The organism is Paenibacillus bouchesdurhonensis (assembly GCF_900155685.1).
In the GTDB taxonomy this organism is placed as follows: Bacteria; Bacillota; Bacilli; order Paenibacillales; family Paenibacillaceae; genus Fontibacillus; species Fontibacillus bouchesdurhonensis.
Map to the genome: position 1 here is coordinate 761,284 of NZ_LT732548.1, position 17,595 is coordinate 778,878.

19 protein-coding genes and 1 pseudogene are annotated in these 17,595 nt (G+C 47.4%); 18 read left to right on the forward strand and 2 right to left on the reverse strand.

What is annotated here, in order from left to right; translation table 11 throughout:
* Nucleotides 1-886, forward strand: an 886-nt coding sequence (locus tag CZ379_RS07790; RefSeq protein WP_199925526.1) for a U32 family peptidase, incomplete at its 5' end; no start/stop codon positions are given.
* 684 nt (nucleotides 887-1,570) lie between these two features.
* On the opposite strand, the pseudogene CZ379_RS27265 reads toward CZ379_RS07790, so the two are convergent.
* Nucleotides 1,571-1,708 (reverse strand): annotated as a pseudogene (locus tag CZ379_RS27265) (transposase); the annotation flags it as partial.
* A gap of 434 nt (nucleotides 1,709-2,142) precedes the next feature.
* On the opposite strand from CZ379_RS27265, the gene CZ379_RS07800 reads away from it, so the two are divergent.
* From CZ379_RS07800 to mtnA, 5 genes are all read left to right on the forward strand, one after another.
* Nucleotides 2,143-3,282 (forward strand): sugar ABC transporter substrate-binding protein, encoded by a 1,140-nt coding sequence (locus tag CZ379_RS07800; RefSeq protein WP_110931137.1) that lies wholly within the window; start codon nucleotides 2,143-2,145, stop codon nucleotides 3,280-3,282.
* Nucleotides 3,283-3,371: 89 nt separating this feature from the next.
* A complete protein-coding gene (locus tag CZ379_RS07805; RefSeq protein WP_110934280.1) occupies nucleotides 3,372-4,877 on the forward strand; it encodes a sugar ABC transporter ATP-binding protein in 1,506 nt (501 codons plus the stop codon).
* 1 nt (nucleotide 4,878) lies between these two features.
* Nucleotides 4,879-5,871 (forward strand): ABC transporter permease, encoded by a 993-nt coding sequence (locus CZ379_RS07810; protein ID WP_110931138.1) that lies wholly within the window; start codon nucleotides 4,879-4,881, stop codon nucleotides 5,869-5,871.
* Nucleotides 5,872-5,961: 90 nt separating this feature from the next.
* A complete protein-coding gene (mtnK, locus tag CZ379_RS07815; RefSeq protein WP_110931139.1) occupies nucleotides 5,962-7,182 on the forward strand; it encodes an S-methyl-5-thioribose kinase in 1,221 nt (406 codons plus the stop codon).
* On the forward strand, nucleotides 7,175-8,257 hold the full coding sequence (gene mtnA / locus CZ379_RS07820) for an S-methyl-5-thioribose-1-phosphate isomerase (RefSeq protein ID WP_110931140.1): 1,083 nt from the start codon (nucleotides 7,175-7,177) through the stop codon (nucleotides 8,255-8,257). Before mtnK ends, mtnA begins: the two co-directional genes overlap by 8 nt.
* A 168-nt stretch (nucleotides 8,258-8,425) precedes the next feature.
* Here the strand turns inward: mtnA and CZ379_RS07825 are convergent, their stop codons facing one another.
* The gene (locus tag CZ379_RS07825) at nucleotides 8,426-9,190 is read right to left on the reverse strand and encodes a DeoR/GlpR family DNA-binding transcription regulator (RefSeq protein WP_110931141.1); all 765 of its coding nucleotides are present in this window, start codon (nucleotides 9,188-9,190) and stop codon (nucleotides 8,426-8,428) included.
* A 296-nt stretch (nucleotides 9,191-9,486) separates the two neighbouring features.
* Between CZ379_RS07825 and CZ379_RS07830 the strand changes: the two genes are divergently transcribed.
* The 12 genes from CZ379_RS07830 to CZ379_RS07885 all read left to right on the forward strand — a co-directional run bounded on the left by CZ379_RS07830 (nucleotide 9,487) and on the right by CZ379_RS07885 (nucleotide 17,579).
* On the forward strand, nucleotides 9,487-10,299 hold the full coding sequence (locus tag CZ379_RS07830; protein ID WP_110931142.1) for a class II aldolase/adducin family protein: 813 nt from the start codon (nucleotides 9,487-9,489) through the stop codon (nucleotides 10,297-10,299).
* 48 nt (nucleotides 10,300-10,347) lie between these two features.
* Entirely contained in the window at nucleotides 10,348-11,850 is a 1,503-nt protein-coding gene (locus CZ379_RS07835; RefSeq protein WP_110931143.1) for an aldehyde dehydrogenase family protein, read from the forward strand.
* Nucleotides 11,851-11,878: 28 nt separating this feature from the next.
* On the forward strand, nucleotides 11,879-12,202 hold the full coding sequence (locus CZ379_RS07840; RefSeq protein WP_110931144.1) for a BMC domain-containing protein: 324 nt from the start codon (nucleotides 11,879-11,881) through the stop codon (nucleotides 12,200-12,202).
* A 25-nt stretch (nucleotides 12,203-12,227) separates the two neighbouring features.
* A complete protein-coding gene (locus tag CZ379_RS07845) occupies nucleotides 12,228-12,527 on the forward strand; it encodes a BMC domain-containing protein (RefSeq protein WP_110931145.1) in 300 nt (99 codons plus the stop codon).
* Complete coding sequence (locus CZ379_RS07850) at nucleotides 12,514-13,056, forward strand: BMC domain-containing protein (RefSeq protein ID WP_199925527.1); 543 nt, start codon at nucleotides 12,514-12,516, stop codon at nucleotides 13,054-13,056. The genes CZ379_RS07845 and CZ379_RS07850 overlap by 14 nt, the downstream gene beginning before the upstream one ends.
* A 52-nt stretch (nucleotides 13,057-13,108) precedes the next feature.
* Nucleotides 13,109-13,384 (forward strand): BMC domain-containing protein, encoded by a 276-nt coding sequence (locus tag CZ379_RS07855; RefSeq protein WP_110931147.1) that lies wholly within the window; start codon nucleotides 13,109-13,111, stop codon nucleotides 13,382-13,384.
* Nucleotides 13,385-13,483: 99 nt separating this feature from the next.
* Nucleotides 13,484-13,759 (forward strand): BMC domain-containing protein, encoded by a 276-nt coding sequence (locus CZ379_RS07860; protein WP_110931148.1) that lies wholly within the window; start codon nucleotides 13,484-13,486, stop codon nucleotides 13,757-13,759.
* Nucleotides 13,760-13,810: 51 nt separating this feature from the next.
* On the forward strand, nucleotides 13,811-14,086 hold the full coding sequence (locus CZ379_RS07865; protein WP_199925528.1) for a BMC domain-containing protein: 276 nt from the start codon (nucleotides 13,811-13,813) through the stop codon (nucleotides 14,084-14,086).
* A gap of 14 nt (nucleotides 14,087-14,100) precedes the next feature.
* Nucleotides 14,101-14,766 carry a phosphate propanoyltransferase gene (gene pduL, locus CZ379_RS07870; RefSeq protein ID WP_110931150.1) on the forward strand — a complete coding sequence of 222 codons (666 nt, stop codon included), beginning with the start codon at nucleotides 14,101-14,103 and terminating at the stop codon, nucleotides 14,764-14,766.
* A gap of 18 nt (nucleotides 14,767-14,784) precedes the next feature.
* Nucleotides 14,785-15,057, forward strand: coding sequence for a EutN/CcmL family microcompartment protein (locus CZ379_RS07875; RefSeq protein WP_110931151.1), 273 nt, complete (start codon nucleotides 14,785-14,787; stop codon nucleotides 15,055-15,057).
* 24 nt (nucleotides 15,058-15,081) lie between these two features.
* Entirely contained in the window at nucleotides 15,082-16,251 is a 1,170-nt protein-coding gene (locus CZ379_RS07880; RefSeq protein WP_110931152.1) for an ABC transporter substrate-binding protein, read from the forward strand.
* On the forward strand, nucleotides 16,248-17,579 hold the full coding sequence (locus tag CZ379_RS07885; RefSeq protein ID WP_110931153.1) for a CoA-disulfide reductase: 1,332 nt from the start codon (nucleotides 16,248-16,250) through the stop codon (nucleotides 17,577-17,579). The genes CZ379_RS07880 and CZ379_RS07885 overlap by 4 nt, the downstream gene beginning before the upstream one ends.
* The last annotated feature ends 16 nt before the right edge of the window (nucleotides 17,580-17,595 follow it).

Genomic DNA, 17,595 nt, shown 5'->3' on the forward strand with positions numbered 1-17,595 from the left:
CCGCACGCCTGTGCGCGGTGAAGCGGAGCTCACCGCGCTGTGCCGCAGCCTGCCGCAGGTGCAGGCTGCGCTGGAGGCGGGCGTAGGGATGATCTACGCCGACTTTGAATTCATTAAGCAATTCCCGGCAGCAGTGGAAGCCGTACATGCTGCGGGCAAACAGATTGCGCTGGCAACACCGCGCATCCATATGCCGGGCGAGAACGGCTACCATAACAATATCCTGCGTCTTCAGCCAGACGCGGTGCTGGTGCGCAACACCGGAGCGCTGTATTACTACCTGCGCCATCGGCAGGAGAATCCGGACGCAAAGCACCCGCGGCTCATCGGTGATTTCTCGCTGAATATGGCGAATCATAAAACGGTAGAGCTGTTCCTGGATGCAGGCTGCGACATCGTTACGCCATCTTACGATCTCAACATTCAGCAGATGGTTGATTTGCTGGGACAGAGCCAGGGCATGGCGGCAGACATGGAAATCGTCATTCACCAGCACTTGCCGATGTTCCATACGGAGCACTGCGTATACTGCACCTTCCTGAGCGAGGGCACGGATTATACAAACTGCGGGCGCCCTTGTGAAGAGCACAGAGTATCGCTGCAGGATCGGATCGGCATGTCCCATCCCGTTCGCGTCGATGAAGGATGCCGCAACACGGTATACAATGCGATTGAGCAATCCGGTGCGGAATATTTGCAGAACTTCCTGGAGCTAGGCGTGCGGAGCTACCGCGTGGAATTTCTGGAAGAGACGCCGGAGCAGGTGCATGAGGTTATCCGTCTCTATAGCCAAGCCTTGCGCGGAGAAATTAGCGGCACGCAAGTATGGAAGACGTTAAAAGCAACAAACCAGCTCGGCGTGACACGCGGACAGTTGGTGAAATAAGCTAGAGCCCCCTTTGAACGTCATCTTTGACGGAAAGAGGGGGCTCTTTTTTTACAAATGTATGTTGAGCTTGAAGGAGTTAAGCTTAATTACTTTTTAATCTCACCATTAATTGATAGAAGATATAAATGCTAAGCAGAATAAAAGATAGGAATGTGATTACTGCTAAACTGCCCCCAACTTGGGAATCTCGCAAAAATACTAATCCAACTAGACTCAAAATCATGTTAATTAGAAACCACCAGATCATAGCTCGTCCCGCAGCTTTGTTGAAAATCATACTTCTAAATGCATCCGTTAGTTTGCTAATTTATAACACATCCTTAGAATCAAAAGATTTGTATCCTCAATCTCCAAGCGAAGCGATTATCCTGCCCACAGATAGGGTTGTCGTATAATCAGCGGGCGTTCCAGAATGCTTGTGACCAGTCGGTCAGAAGATTGTTGAAGTCGGTGGATTAGAATTCAATAAAGACATCGTTACCCACATGCCGCTGCAGTCTCTATAGCTAAAGCAGTCGCATATTACGGCATCATGACGTGTTGTCCATTCGGGAAGAGGATCGGGAATGGATTCTAATTTTTGATCGCAAGCCCCGACGACGAGCCTGGCCTTGGTTAAAGCACCAAAGGGCTCAGCTTCGGCAAAGAAAGTTTTTACAACCTCACCGCCAACGTACTCTAGTTGGTATTTCCGTTCAATTCGCTTTTGCGTTTCGGCTGTTTCTTCTCGTAGGATTGGATTGCTACACTGTCGATCGGCACGTGACTTCCATCGATGGTTCCTTCCTCTTTACAGCGTGTGACGAGATCCTCAAACAACGTTTAGCCAGTCCGCTACTGTGCTGAAGAAGATAGATAAACGCTTTAGTTTCAAGTTTTTGAAGTTCTTCAAAGAAAAATGACTTTCTTGTAAAATATACATAGTGACTCCATTCTCTTGGGTTTACTGGGTTTATCGGCAGAACCCCAATAAGAGCATGGATGATGATGGGTTATTTGGATTATAGGTATGAATGAGTATTATTTGGTAAAAAAACCATAAAAAATATAGGGGTTTATGTTGATTTATACCAAAAACAATATAAATGATGAATAAATACAACATAAAACAATAAATATTAATTGCAATGTCAGTAAGAACATGATAACATCTGATTACAAACAACAAAATGATACGTTTAGCTGGATGTAGTTGAAAGTTTGTTGCTTGTATTCTTTATGAAAATTTATATCAAAACAAAGGGGCTGGAAATATGAAATACAAATTTATGAAAACGCTTATCATTAGTTTGCTGGCCGTGTTTTTGGTGATTACAGGCTGTTCGACTGGTGGCGGAACTAACAAAGGGACTGATGAAGGTTCTTCCAAGAGTGCAGGCGAGAAGAAAGTCGTCGTCGAAGGATTGCCGGATGCCATCAAGAGCAAGGATAACATCAAATTAATGGTAGTCCGCAAAATCGGTGGGGATGACCATACTGCACAGTTTCTGGCTGGAGCCAAGCAGGAAGGCGAATCGATGGGAATTACAGTGGATACTTTCACGGCAAATGGCGATACGGCAAGATTCCATGATGCAATCTTGCAGGCTGTAGACAAAAATTATGATGGAATCATTATTTCACATGGTGATGATGCAGCTACCGTTGACGAAGTGAAGATGATCGTTGATAAGGGCATTCCCGTAGTAACTTTTGACTCAAACCCTGATTTGAAGAATATTCCCGGTGTCACATTAACATCGCAGGATGATGAGGCGCTTGCCAAGTTAACTCTTGATAACCTGATCAAAGAGAAGGGCGAGAATGCGAAGATCATTTATCTGTGGGTTGACGGTTTCCCTCCAATGGTAAGACGTAACAATGTGTATCAAGAAGTATTGAAGCAATACCCTGGTATCGTTGAAGTAGAACGCTTTGGCGTAGCTGCTGGAGACACTTCTGTGCAAACGCAAAACGCGGTTTCCGCCATGCTGACGAAGCATAAGAAAGGTGAGATCGATGCTGTGTTCGCGGCTTGGGATGCATTCGCTATCGGTGCAACCAGAGCCATTAAGGAAGCTGGACGCGATGAAATCCAAATCTATGGTATCGACGTATCGAATAGTGACCTTCAACTGCTTCAAATGGAAGGAAGTCCATGGGTATCCACGGCTGCAGTTGATCCTCAAATGATCGGTGCTGTTAACGTTCGAATTCTACTTAATAAAATTGCTGGTGAAGAAACACCGCAAACTTATGATTTGGAAGCAAGTCTTATTACACAAGAGAAGCTTAAGGAGTCCACGGAACCGGTCAACATGGTCAATCTGTCGGAGGTTGTTCCGGGATGGGGCAAAACAGATGCATTCTTAACAGACTGGATGAAAGCGCTTAAGGACGCTTATAAAAAATAGCGTTACTAATACCCCGGTTGTAAGCGCTCTCCCTATAGAGGGCGCTATATACAACTACACGGGCTAGAGGGTGGCAAGAAATGGACGATATGAAAAGATCCAACATCGAAATGAAAAAAATCTCGATCGAGTTCCCTGGAGTTAAGGCGTTAAAGGAAGTTGATTTTGTTACAGAATCTGGAGTAAGCCATGCTCTGATCGGTGCCAACGGCGCAGGTAAATCAACGCTTATGAAAGTCCTTTCCGGTGCCTATAACCACTATACAGGTGAAATCTTCATTGATGGCAAGCTGGTCAATATTCGTTCTCCGAAGGATGCCAAGGATTTGGGCATTCAGATCGTGTATCAGGAGGTCGATACAGCCTTAATCCCTTATCTTACCGTTGGTGAGAATATCATGCTGGATGAAACCGTAAATGATATGGGCGGCAGGCAGTTTGTGAACTGGAAGGAGATACATCGTAAATCAAAGGAAGTGCTGGCTAGACTCCATGTTCCAGTCTCCACCAAGAAGCTTGCCAGTGAGTTAACCTTGGCAGAGAAGCAAATGGTGCTTATCGCAAGAGCTATCTCCAAGGAATGCAAATATTTGATTCTTGATGAGCCTACAGCTCCGCTAAGTCATGCCGAAACCGAAGAGTTGTTTCGAATAGTCAGAGATTTGAAGCAAGCGAACGTAGGCGTAATCTTCATTTCTCATCGTCTGCCTGAGCTGTTTGAAATTTGTGATGATATAACGATCATGCGCGACGGCGAGTTTGTCATTAAAGAGAAGATTGGGAATTTGGTTCAGAATCAAGTGGTTGAATATATGCTCGGCAAGAAAATGGATCAGCAGTTTCCGAAGCATAATATCACCATCGGCGAGAAGTGCTTTGAGATCAAAGGCTTCAGTGACGGGACGAATATTCAGGATATTAACATGTATGTGCGCAAAGGCGAGGTTGTTGGCCTGGCTGGACTCGTTGGTGCAGGGAAGACAGAGCTATGTAAAGCGTTGTTTGGTTTAAGCAAGGTCAGGACGGGAGAGTTGATCCTGAACGGCCGAAAGCTGGCTTATAAAACTCCGCATGCAGCAGTGAAGGAAGGGATTGCCCTTGTGCCGGAGGAACGCCGCAAGGAAGGCATTCTCGTCTCTGAATCTGTTTCAGTCAATCTAACTGCGGTAAGCTTGGGCAAATTCACCAGCTTGAGGACTTTCCTTAACTTTAAGAAGGAGAAGGAGATTTCTAGACAGATGATCGCCAGCCTGGGCGTCAAGACACCTCATGAACAAACAAAAGTAAAAAATCTTTCAGGCGGTAATCAGCAGAAAATTGCTATCGGCAAATGGCTTGTCGGTGATGCCGAGGTATATATATTCGATGAACCAACCAAAGGCGTCGATGTCGGCGCAAAGCGTGACATATTCGAACTGATTTCCGGTTTAGCGGCAAAGGGGAAATGCGTCATTTACGCATCCTGTGAAATGTCGGAGCTGCTGGGGATTTCTGATCGTATGTACGTGCTCTATGACGGTCAGGTTGTCAAGGAGCTGGAAACAAGCAAAACAAATGAAGAAGAGATACTGTTCTACTCGACTGGAGGCAAGTAGTATGAGCAAAGGGAACTCGGTACAAACAGCTCGTAAATTTGATTTCTTTGATATCCTGTACAAGTACGGAACCTTGATTACCATCGTGGCCCTGATTGCATTCTTCGGAATAATGTCGGATAGCTTCCTGCAAGGATCTAATATTATTAATATTCTAAGGTCAATCTCCATCGTAACGATTATCGCGATCGGGATTACGATCTCCCTGTCGGTTGACGGTTTTGACTTGTCGGTCGGCTCTGTTGCATCGCTAGCGAATGCAGTCGTCATTTCTATGTTCGTCTGGTACGGTCAGAACATCGTGCTGGGCATTATTGTAGCAATTGCCGTTAGCCTGATTGTCGGGATTCTTAATTCCTTCGCGATCGTAAAGCTGCGCATTCCGGATATGTTAATGACCCTGGCTATGATGTTCATTGTTCAGGGGATTGCCTTGACTTATACAAGAGGCGCGACCGTATCCGAGAACATGGTTATGCCGGACGGCAGCTTCGCGACAGGTACAATCAGCCCGCTCTTTGCCAAGCTGGGTCAGGTTCCTTGGATCATTATCATTATGGTCGTTGTCGTAGCCGTTGTTCATATTTTCTTGAATTATACGAAACACGGTCGCTATATGTACGTGATCGGGGGGAACCCAGAAGCTGCCAAGCTCTCCGGGATCGCTGTAAATAAATATCGCGTTGCAGCTTACCTGTTGTCTGCTCTGTTCGCAGCTATCGGCGGTATTATTCTGGCATCGCGGGTTATGACCGCTGAAGTTAACGCAGGCGCTCCCTATCTGATGGATGCAGTAGCTGCGGCCTTCATCGGCTTATCGGTTCTTGGTTCGGGAAAACCGAATGCGATTGGTACCTTTGTCGGTGCGATTCTGATCGGGGTTCTACAGAATGGGCTTGTTATGATGTCTGTTCCGTACTATGCGATGGATATTGTCAAAGGAACCGTTCTAGCTCTGGCGCTAGCTCTGACCTATTACAAGAATAAATCATAATGGACTAAGGCTAACTTCATTGATTTCATCAAAATAACTATCGTTTCTCGCAGGTGAAGCATTTAATCTTTACAGGAGGTATGGGAGAAAATGAGAGATTTCAGCACTTATTTTACAATGAAGGAATCAGATGTAATTGCATATGCAGCAACACAACTAGACATATTTGATCAGGATGCGGACTTGGTATGCACCGAAATCGGGGATGGAAATCTGAACTTCGTGTTTCGGATCCAGGACAAGAAATCGGGCAAATCAGTGATAGTGAAGCAGGCGGGTCCAGTAGCTAGAATTTCCAGTGATATCGTGGTTTCTACCGACCGTAACCGGATCGAGAGCGAGATTCTTGCCATCCAGTACCAACTCGCGCCCGGTTCTGTTCCGCAAATTTACAAATTTGACAGTGCGATGAATTGCTGCGTAATGGAGGATTTGTCCGATCATGTCATTATGAGAAAGGCGCTTATGGAACATAAGCAATTTCCTCTGTTTGCTGATCATATCACAACCTTCTTGGCAAGGACTTTGCTGCTTACCTCGGATGTTGTCATGAATCATAAAGAGAAGAAGGATCTCGTTAAGCGCTTCATTAATCAGGATCTGTGCGAGATTACTGAGGATCTAGTATATACAGAGCCGTTCTATGACTGTCCCCGTAATGATGTATTCGGTCCAACCCGAGCATTTGCCGAGGAACATCTATGGAAGGATGAGGCATTGCTGCTGGAGACCGCTAAGCTGAAGTTTGAATTCATGACGAATGCACAATCGCTAATTCATGGCGATCTGCATACCGGATCGATCTTCATCAAGGAGGATTCAACTAAGATCTTCGACCCTGAATTTGCCTTCTACGGTCCTGCAGGCTATGACATCGGCAATGTCATAGCTAACCTGATCTTTGCATACATTAACGCTGAAATGACAATGGAGGCAGGTGTGGCCAAGGAGAAGCATATCGCTTGGTTGCTTGAGACAATCCAGTCTATCATAGATTTATTCCAGGATAAATGGAACAAGCTGTGGGATGAGAAGGCGGCGGATCGGGTTGCCCGTTACGAGGGCTTCAAGTCCTTCTATCTAGGCAATATACTTAAGGATACCGCGGCTGTAGCTGGTCTTGAAATGATTCGTAGAACCCTTGGTCTGGCTCATGTGAAGGACATAACGTCTATAGCTGATGAGGCTAAGCGCGCAGAGGCTGAGAAGTTCTGTTTAATTGTAGGCAAGCGGTTCATCATGGAGAGGGAGCAGTTAACTACAGGCACTAAATACGTGGAAATTTTGCAGGCGGGGGTGCAGCATGACTAATCAACAGGATATTCTATCATCTGTAATTCAATCCGTAACATTGGACGATACTAACGATACACTTATCATTCTTGATCAGACCTTGCTTCCGAATGAGAAGGTGTTCCTTGAGCTCCAGGAGATGAAGGATATATGGGATGCCATTTATCATCTGCGTGTTCGCGGTGCTCCCGCTATCGGGATTGCAGCGGGATACGGTGTATATCTCGGAACGAAGCAATCCGGGGCGGAAACCTATGATGAACTGTATGCTGATTTCCTCAAGGCGAAGGAATATTTGGCTTCCTCAAGACCAACGGCAGTGAACCTGTTCTGGGCGCTTGACCGTATGGAAGCCCGTTTCAAGCGAGAGGCGGGCAAGTCTGTGGCTGAAGTGAAGGCTGCCTTGCTTGAAGAGTCTGAGTTGATCCGCTCCGAGGATGAGCAAATCTGTAAAAATATCGGTGAATACGCACTATCCTTGCTTAAGCCGGGGATGGGATTATTAACGCATTGCAATGCCGGAACGATAGCGACTGCCAAGTATGGTACTGCGCTTGCACCGATGTATTTAGGTCAAGAACGTGATTATAACTTCAAGGTTTATGCGGACGAGACGCGCCCGCTGCTTCAAGGAGCCCGTCTTACGGCATGGGAACTGAAGGAAGCCGGCGTAGACGTTACCCTGATCTGTGATAATATGGCTTCCATCGTAATGAAGGAGGGCAAGATTCAAGCTGTCCTCGTCGGCTGCGACCGTGTTGCCGAGAATGGCGATACTGCGAATAAGATCGGTACGTCGGGTGTGGCTATTCTGGCAAAACACTATGGAATTCCGTTCTATGTATGCGCCCCGTTATCCACGGTTGATTTGAACTGCAAACACGGCGACGATATTCATATCGAGCTAAGGCCATCTGAGGAAATCACTACGAAGTTTTACGTGAAGCCGCAGGCGCCGGAGGGTGTTCAGACGTATAATCCTAGCTTCGACGTAACAGACCATAGTTTGATTACGGCGATCATTACGGAGAATGGTATTGCATACGCTCCGTTTGAAGAGAGTCTGCCGAAGATGTTCAAGGACAACCCATAGGGTGATCTAAATATAGCTAGCGATTTTAGCCGATGAAGAGCAACCTCTGGCCTGTAATGGCTCTGGGTTGCTCTTTTTTTTGGAGTATTCAAATAAAGAGCCGCCTAGTCTGTGAATGTTCTGCAGGCTGGGCGGCTTGTTCGTCTTATGTTCCGGAGTGCGGAGGGATTATTCCTCGCATTCCGTCAACGCTACATTATGGGCTTCCAAGAACTCGTGCCACTCCAGGCTGAGCGGTGTGTCAACGACGATGTTGTGGATATGTTCAAAGTCACAAATACTTGCAAAAGAAGTCCGGTCGAATTTAGTGTGATCCGCGATTAAGTACACGGTGTTAGCGCGTTCCACAGCCAGTCTCCGTACTTCAGCCTGCTGCTCATTGGAATCTGTGATTCCGTGCTGCATGCTGATCGTCCGGCAGGAGATGAAGGCAAGATCGAAATAATAGCTGTTCATGTTCTGCTCAGCATTGCGGCCCAGCGCAGACATAGAACTGTTCGATACAACTCCGCCCACGATGACTAGACGAACATTCGGACTGTCTACTAGTGTGTTGACGATTTTGATTGAATTGGTTACTACAGTAATTCGTTTGTTTGCGATCATGTTGGCAATATACAAGGATGTTGTGGAGGCATCCAGAAATATAGAGTCCCCATTCTTGATGAATTCCACACACTTGCTGGCGATTCGTTTCTTGCCCTCCACATGGATATGTTCTCTCAGATTGACATTCACGTCATTCTGCACTCCGTCCGGGATGTAGGCGCCTCCGTAAATCCGAATTAAAACCCCTTCGTCCTCCAATTGTTTTAGGTCTCGGCGGATCGTTTCCTCAGTTACATTGAACATCTCAGTAAGTTCGGCAACAGTTACATTTTTCTTCTCTATAATCAACTCTTTTATTTTGGCCTTACGGGCAACTGGTAACATAAAGCGATCACACACTCCCCTAATTAGTTATGGTTTGTAGCTATTATAGCATGTTTGTGGATGGAATTTACTGCAATTGTGGGTTTTCTTGATTGAAAGCTTGCAGATTTAATTGTTGTTTGGCCTTTATTTACGTATTATTCGGTATATCTCTAAGATACATCACACAAAAACAACAAAACATCACATAATCAGAAATAAACAATTGACAAACAGTGTATAAAGTAGGAAAATCAATGTATGATCAATGTATGAAGTTATGATTTTGTTTGAAAGAGAATTCAGGAGGTGACTACATGTTGGATAATCAGAAACATTTAAGCGATTTTGAAGCAAAGAAGATGATTTGTGAAATTGGCAGACGGGTTTATGCGAAAGGCTTTGTAGCAGCGAATGATGGAAATATATCAGTGAAGACCGGGCCTAATGCGATTTGGGCTACACCTACGGGGGTTAGTAAAGGTTATATGACACCGGATATGCTGGTGAAGGTAGATCTGAACGGTAAGATACTGGCTGGCAAGCTGAAGCCTTCCTCAGAGATCAAAATGCATTTAAGAGTCTATAGAGAAAATCCAAATGTAAACGCTGTAGTCCACGCGCATCCGCAGGCGGCAACGGCTTTTGCGATTGCTGGGATCGGGTTGGATCAGGCGTATTCGCCGGAAGGCGTAATTTTACTTGGCAATGTGCCTGTAGCACCGTATGCAACACCAAGCACTCAGGAGGTGCCGGACTCCATTGCGCCTTACTGTAAGGACTATAACGCAGTGTTGCTGGCCAACCATGGCGCACTGACATGGGGCAGAGATATTACGGAGGCTTACTTCCGGATGGAATCGCTGGAGCATTATGCGATGACTGTGATCCTTACGAAGAAGATTACGGATCAAGTTCAGGAGCTAACCTGTGAGCAGTTAACCGAACTGATCAAGATCAGAGAGAGCATGGGGATTAAAACTGGAGGTACCCTGACCTGCCGTACAGACTCAGAAGCACTAGCTGCGGCACAAGCAACCAAGCAAGCTGCACCAGAAGCGGACAAACAGGAAATGATTTCGACGATAGTTGCCAAGGTAACGGAAGAAGTAATGAGAAGACTTTCATGAAATGATTAAGTACGGCTGGAAGTTAATGATTAGAGGGGTGAAGCATCGATGAATTTAACCGAAGCAGACGTTCAGAAAATTGTTAGCAGTGTCATGACCAATATCGAGAAGAAGCTATCGGATACGATCCCAACTGTTTCAGCAGCGGTACAGGTTGAACCTGCACGGCAAGCAAAGGCAGCCTTTGGCGGTGATCATGGGGTGTTTGATCGGGTCGAGGATGCCGTGAAGGCGGCTCATCAGGCTCAGGCTAATTTTGTTAAGAACTATAAGCTGGAGGATCGCGAGACGATGATTACGGCTATTCGTCAAGCAACTCTCGCGAACAGGAATGAGTTGGCTCAGATGATCGTCAGCGAGACGAAGCTGGGCAAGCTGGCGCACAAGCTGGATAAGCTGGAGCTAACGGCTGTCAAGACTCCAGGGACTGAAGATTTGAAAACGCTAGCATTTTCCGGAGATTCAGGCTTGACGATTGTGGAGCAAGGGCCATTTGGTGTAATTGGAGCGGTGACTCCTGTTACAAATCCGGTAGAGACGATTATCAACAACTCGATCGGAATGATTGCATCAGGCAATGCGGTTGTCTTCAATGTCCATCCGTCCTCGAAGAAATGCAGCGCATTCGCTGTCCAAATGATTAATCAGGCGATCCTTGCTGCGGGCGGTCCGGAGAACCTCGTTACGATGGTGAAAGAACCAACGAAAGAAACTCTAGATCAGATCGTTGCGGCACCGGAAACGAAATTGCTGGTTGGTACTGGCGGTCCAGGACTGGTCAAAGCGCTGCTAAGCTCAGGCAAGAAGGCGATCGGTGCGGGAGCAGGCAATCCTCCAGTCCTTGTTGATGAAACGGCAGATATCGAGCACGCGGCCAAAGAAATTATCAAGGGAGCCTCCTTCGATAACAACATTCTCTGTATTGCTGAGAAGGAGGTATTTGTTGTTGATTCTGTAGCGGATGACCTTATTTACCACATGATGAATAACGGTGCATACCGCCTGGATCAAGAGGAGCTTGAACAGGTGATGAGCTTCGCCCTGGAGGCGAATGAGAAGCAAGTAGCAAGAGGCTGCTCGCTCGATACGAAGCGTGTGTACCACACCGTAAAGGATTGGATCGGCAAGGATGCGATGGCTTTCTTGAATAAGCTGGGTGTGAATCCGGGTAAGGAGATCGATCTCCTCATTTGTGAAGTAGATTTCGATCATCCGTTCGTTCAGTTAGAGCAAATGATGCCGGTGCTGCCGATTGTCCGGGCACGTAATCTGGATGAAGCGATTGATATGGCGGTTAAGGCGGAGCACGGCAATCGCCATACAGCGATGATGCATTCACGTGATGTTGATAACCTGACACGTTTTGCGAGAGCGATCGGGACGACGATTTTTGTAAAGAACGCATCGTCATTGGCAGGTGTTGGCTTCGGGGGTGAAGGGCATACGACGATGACCATTGCGGGGCCGACAGGAGAGGGCATAACCTCGGCAAGAACATTTACAAGGCAAAGACGCTGCGTACTGGCAGAAGGCGCATTTCGAATCGTATAATTTGTGACCTATCAGGAGGTGATGAGAGATGGATCGTTACGCACTAGGTTTCCTGGAGGTTCAAGGCTACAGTGTAGCGCTTGCCGCGATGGACAGAGCATGCAAGACAGCGAATATTACGATTCACGGGATGGATTGCAACAATCCGCCTGATGAGAAGAATGCCGTCATTCCGGTCATGGTACAGGTGAAATTTACCGGATCCATCAGCGATGTGCAGATGGCGCTTGAGGTTGCACGTGAAGCAGCCTGTGAGTATGTAAGTCCTAATGAAGTGATGATCCGCTGCATTCCTTCAAGCTCCAAAGAATTACATGCCTTACTGCCGCTTGGAAAGGTAAGGCGCAAATAAGCAGATTGTCAGCAGGAGGAAGAAGATGAGAGAAGCCCTGGGCATGATCGAGACGATCGGGATGACTGCCGCGATCCGCGCTGCGGATATGATGGTCAAATGCGCTTATGTCGAAGTGATTGGATTTGAACAATCCGGTGCCGGTTATGTAACGGTATTGATCAAAGGCTCGACCGCTTCTGTACAGGCTGCCTTGGAGATTGGAGAAGAAGAAGCGGGCCGTACGGGACACATCATCGCCGTACATGCGATTAACAATTCCTATGAAGGAATCCACCCTATAATTCCGGTTGACAGAATGGAGAATGAAGATGAAGAGCTATGAGGCGATTGGCGTTGTAGAAGCACAGCATTTTACGACGGCACTGGAACTGGTCGATGAAATGTGCAAGACGTCTCATGTTCAACTGCTCGGTGCCGAGAAGTATCTGGGAGGAAGACTCATTAGCGTGATCGTGGCTGGCAGTATTGCGAATGTGACGGCAGCCATTGAAGCAGCTAGAGAGGTTTGCGCAAAGAAACCGAGTAATCCGCTTAAGATGAGTCTGGTAATCCCCAAGCCGCATGGCGAAATTATGAAGTTTATTATCCCGGTACAAGAAGAGGGCGAAGCGGCGAAGATAACCGCCTCCGAGTCGTTATTGCAAGAGACAGTTGCGCAAGATTCGGCGGTGCAGAATATAGCGGAAGATAAAGATGCACCTCGGAAGAAGAAAGCAAGGCAAAAGCCAGAGCCGGAGAAGAAGGTTGAAGTGAGCCATTCTGAAACAGTGCAGGATCAGCAAGTACAAACTCAAGCAGAGGTTCAAACACAGATTTCTAGCCCTCGCAAGGGTATGAAGAAACGGAAATAAAAGTACGAACCAAACTCTTTCAAAATACAACCCTATTAGGAGGAATTATCCCATGAACGAATCTATAGCGATTATCGAAACAAGAGGCTTGACGGCAGCGATTGAGGCAGCCGACGCGATGCTGAAGGCAGCGAATGTTGAAATTGTAGGCACGGAGAAGATTGGCTCCGGTCTTGTCACTGTCATTGTACGCGGCGATGTGGGTGCGGTGAAGGCAGCAGCAGAGGTAGGTTCCGAAGCAGCGCAAAGAGTTGGCGAGCTTGTAGCGACTCATGTTATTCCAAGACCGCATAGCGATGTGGCGAAGCTTCTTCCTATGTTGAAGTAGTCCTCGGACACCTTTCAGCAGGTGTGAGTGATTTAGGTGTATCTTCTGCAATTACTATATCGATTCTATGAACTTTTTAAAATTTGAGGAGGCATCCCCATGAAGGAATCTATCGCCATTATTGAAACAAGAGGCTTAACAGCAGCTATTGAAGCGGCTGATGCGATGCTGAAGGCAGCGAATGTTGAAATTGCAGGTACAGAGAAGATTGGCTCAGGCCTGGTGACGATCATTGTCCGCGGTGATGTAGGTGCAGTGAAGGCCGCCGCAGAGGTAGGCTCCGAGGCGGCGCAGAGAGTTGGCGAACTTGTAGCCGTACATGTTATTCCAAGACCGCATAGCGACATAGCGAAGCTGCTTCCTATGCTGAAATAATGAATATGAAAATTAACGATCGGCCCTAACAAAAAATAAGGAGGTTACATTATGAATGAATCTTTAGGTGTTATTGAGACAAAAGGCTTGACGGCAGCGATTGAAGCAGCCGACGCCATGCTGAAGGCAGCGAATGTTGAAATCATAGGCACAGAGAAGATCGGCTCCGGCTTAGTCAGCGTGATGGTGAAGGGGGAAGTAGGCGCAGTGAAGGCGGCGGTAGAGGTTGGTTCTGAAGCAGCACAAAGAGTTGGTGAACTTATCGCCGTACATGTCATTCCTAGACCGCATGGAGACGTTGTGAAGCTTCTCCCTAGCATGAACTAAGAAGTGGTGATCCTATGAAACAATCACTTACAGCTGAATGGACAGAGACGATTACAAAGCTTGTGATAGAGGAGCTGAATAAAGCTGGATTGGCTCCCTCCGGGGAGCCTCGAAAATATGTGCCGGTCGGTGTATCGGCCAGGCATGTGCATGTAAATCGCGAACATTTAGACATCCTGTTCGGATCGGGATATGAGTTGACTAAATTCAAGGATATTTCCCAGCCTGGCCAATTTGCAGCAAATGAGCAGGTAACATTGGTCGGTCCGAAGGGCAGGCTCGAGAAGGTTCGCATACTCGGACCATTGCGCAAGGATACGCAGGCAGAGATAGCGCCCAGCGATGCCAGAAGGCTTGGCGTAAATCCTCCAGTCAGACAATCCGGCGTACACCATGGCACACCGGGTATTACTCTTATCGGTCCTAAGGGAACCGTTGTTATAGAGCAGGGATGCATCGTAGCCGAGCGTCATATTCATATGACACCTTGCGAAGCTACTGCCTTCGGTGTTCAGAATGGGCAGAAGGTCCAGGTGAAGATCAATGGGCCGAGAGGTGGATTGATGGATGAAGTCATGATCCGAGTTAGAGATGATTTTGCACTGGACATGCATATTGATACGGATGACGGCAACGCCTTCGGATTGAAGACAGGGGATACGCTTGAGATTATTAAATAGTAAAGTGAGGACAAAGGGATGATTATTGGTAGAGTAATAGGCAATGTCGTTTCTTCCCGTAAATATGACACGCTTCAGGGCTATAAATTGCTGCTCATTCGTCTTCAATATACGGATAAGAGAGAAGTTATCGTCGCTGCTGATGTGATGGGTGCCGGTATAGGTCAGCAGGTGATCGTGTCATTTGGGGAAGGTAACCAGTATGCGTTAACCAAGAACGCTCCGATCGACGCGTTAGTCGTCGGGATTGTCGATAACGAGCCGATCATCGATTTGTTTGAGCAGCCTTAGCCTTAAACGAAGGGGGAAGCTGAATTGACAGAGACGATTCGCGTTCTGGCTGTAGGCGATCCGGCAGTGGCTGCTTATGTGGAACAGAAGTATGGCCTGATTACCACCTATGAGCAGAGGAATCAAGTGAAGGTTGATTTTGACATCGTACCGTTTGAACAGTATTACGGCACAATGATGGCGGCTTTTCAGGGAGAGCAGAATTATGACGTTGTCATGATTGCAGGACATTTGTGGCTCAAGGATTTCGTAAATAAAGGTCACTTGGCCGAAGTCAACTATCCTCGGAATGCCGCTTGGAATCTGCAGGATATCGTCCCTGTCGTACGCCAAGAGTTGGAGATAGCGGGAAATCCTTATTTATATCCTTCATTCTGTGATGGACATATTGTGCTGTACCGCAAATCAATCGTTCTCCGTCTCTTAGGCACTCTTCCTCCTGACGTGATTACGACGGATGAGTTGCTAGGCATGGCAGCAAAATGCCATAAGGACTCCTCCATGTACGGCATTGTGCTTAAAGCGCATCCGAGTGAAATATTCCTCGATTTTCTGCCATACTTACGTCAAGAAGGAGCGGATACTTTTGATCCAAATACGCATCTTCCTGTCTTCAACAATGAGCAAGGCCGCTCGGCACTGCGGAAATATATCGGGTTGCGGCAGTTCGCTCCGCCGGACACCCATTTGTATGGAAATGATGAGGTGCGGGAAGCCTTTCAACAGTTACGCTCCGTATTCGCTGTCACTTGGGGAGGGCAACTCGGTGTTATGCTGGATGAACGTTGTGAGCAGGTAGAGGATGTAGGTTTCGCAACGTTGAAGACAGCCTGGAACGTGACGTGGAGCTTCGCTATAAATGCGAAGTCGTCTAAGCAACAGGAAGCTAATTCATTACTGCAGTATCTGGCTTCACCAGAAGTAGATCGAGTGGTCGGCGCCTATGCAGGCTCGCCAGTCAGACGTTCAACTTATGACATGGACTCGGAGAAATACAATTGGTATTCCGCTCATCTTAATATGATAGAGAATTGTGCACAGCCTCTTCCTGCGCTGGATAACGCTGGTGATATATTAGGAGTGCTGTACGATAAAATAAGCAAGGCCTTTCAGGCAGAGTTGACGGTTGAGGAAGCGCTTCTGCAAGCGGAAGCGGAGATCCTCTCCATGCAGAAAGAGGGGAAGTCATCATGAAGGTAGTTGTCGTTGGAGGAGTTGCAGCAGGCATGTCTGCGGCTTCAAAGCTTAAGCGAATGGATCAGACTGCAGAAGTGGTCGTGTATGAGAAAGGGAGCTTCTTATCTTATGGAGCATGCGGATTACCGTATTATATCTCGGGTGTGAATGATGATTATACGAAAATGATCGCCCGTCCGCGTGAGAAATTTGAAGAGGCTGGCATTAATACACATTTGCGGCACGAGGTGCTCAAGGTGATTCCGGGTAGCAAGCAGATTATGGTCAAGGACTTGGAACGTAATCGGGTATTCATGGAATCCTACGATAAGCTGATGATTGCTACAGGGACTAGGCCGATCATGCCGAACCTGCCAGGCAAGGAACTGGACGGGGTTATGGCACTGAAGACGCTGGAGGATGGCATTGCGATGCAGCAGATCGTCACGAAGCCGGATGTTCAAGATGTCGTCATCGTTGGTGCCGGTTATATCGGGATCGAGGTCGCGGAGGCCATGGTCGAGCTTGGCAAGCGGGTACGAGTAGTAGAGCTTGGCGATCGCATTCTGAAGACCTTTGATCAGGAGATAACTGATATAGCGACAGAGGAACTGCTTCAGCATGGTGTTCAGCTAAATCTTGGAGAGATGGTTCAAGCAATTACTGGAGATGGCAAGGTGCAAGGCGTGCAGACAGATAAAGGCAGCTATCCGGCAGATTTAGTCATCATGTCTATAGGGGTCAGACCGAATACCGATTTTCTGCAGGGCTCGGGTGTTGCGCTGGCCCGCAACGGAGCTGTCATTATTGACCGTGAGATGCGTACTAGCGTTGAGGATATTTATTCTGCTGGCGACTGTGCTGAAGTGTACAGCAGAGTGATGGAAGAGAATACCTTCATCCCGCTCGGCACGACCGCGAATAAATGCGGACGGATCGCAGGCAGCAATATGCTTGGCAAGCATGAGAAATTCATCGGCACACTGGGCAGCGCAGCGATCAAGGTGTTGGGACAGGAGCTTGGACGGACAGGGATGTCTGAGGCGGATGCGCGCAGGCTGAGTATCGATTACAGCACGGTGTTTGTTACTTCGGGTGATCACCCAAGATATTATCCTGATCCGACTCCGATCCGGTTCAAGCTGATTTATGACAAGCGAACACAGGTTCTGCTCGGTGCCCAAGGCATTGGTAAGAAGGGAGTCGTGCTGCGGATCGACATTTTTGCGGTTGCTATTCACGCTGGCATGACGACACGCGAGTTGGGCATGGTCGATCTATGCTATGCTCCGCCTTTCGCAGGTGTGTGGGATGCCGTTCATATTGCTTGTAATGCAGCGAAGTAGCCTGGGAGGGAGAAAC

Coding starts and splice junctions, on each gene's coding strand:
- CZ379_RS07800 (WP_110931137.1), top strand. CDS start 2,143: ATGAAATACAAATTTATGAAAACGCTTATCATTAGTTTGCTGGCCGTG.
- CZ379_RS07805 (WP_110934280.1), top strand. CDS start 3,372: ATGAAAAGATCCAACATCGAAATGAAAAAAATCTCGATCGAGTTCCCT.
- CZ379_RS07810 (WP_110931138.1), top strand. CDS start 4,879: ATGAGCAAAGGGAACTCGGTACAAACAGCTCGTAAATTTGATTTCTTT.
- CZ379_RS07845 (WP_110931145.1), top strand. CDS start 12,228: ATGAGAGAAGCCCTGGGCATGATCGAGACGATCGGGATGACTGCCGCG.
- mtnK (WP_110931139.1), top strand. CDS start 5,962: ATGAGAGATTTCAGCACTTATTTTACAATGAAGGAATCAGATGTAATT.
- CZ379_RS07840 (WP_110931144.1), top strand. CDS start 11,879: ATGGATCGTTACGCACTAGGTTTCCTGGAGGTTCAAGGCTACAGTGTA.
- CZ379_RS07835 (WP_110931143.1), top strand. CDS start 10,348: ATGAATTTAACCGAAGCAGACGTTCAGAAAATTGTTAGCAGTGTCATG.
- CZ379_RS07850 (WP_199925527.1), top strand. CDS start 12,514: ATGAAGAGCTATGAGGCGATTGGCGTTGTAGAAGCACAGCATTTTACG.
- CZ379_RS07830 (WP_110931142.1), top strand. CDS start 9,487: ATGTTGGATAATCAGAAACATTTAAGCGATTTTGAAGCAAAGAAGATG.
- CZ379_RS07860 (WP_110931148.1), top strand. CDS start 13,484: ATGAAGGAATCTATCGCCATTATTGAAACAAGAGGCTTAACAGCAGCT.
- CZ379_RS07855 (WP_110931147.1), top strand. CDS start 13,109: ATGAACGAATCTATAGCGATTATCGAAACAAGAGGCTTGACGGCAGCG.
- CZ379_RS07865 (WP_199925528.1), top strand. CDS start 13,811: ATGAATGAATCTTTAGGTGTTATTGAGACAAAAGGCTTGACGGCAGCG.
- CZ379_RS07885 (WP_110931153.1), top strand. CDS start 16,248: ATGAAGGTAGTTGTCGTTGGAGGAGTTGCAGCAGGCATGTCTGCGGCT.
- CZ379_RS07875 (WP_110931151.1), top strand. CDS start 14,785: ATGATTATTGGTAGAGTAATAGGCAATGTCGTTTCTTCCCGTAAATAT.
- mtnA (WP_110931140.1), top strand. CDS start 7,175: ATGACTAATCAACAGGATATTCTATCATCTGTAATTCAATCCGTAACA.
- pduL (WP_110931150.1), top strand. CDS start 14,101: ATGAAACAATCACTTACAGCTGAATGGACAGAGACGATTACAAAGCTT.
- CZ379_RS07825 (WP_110931141.1), bottom strand. CDS start 9,190: ATGTTACCAGTTGCCCGTAAGGCCAAAATAAAAGAGTTGATTATAGAG.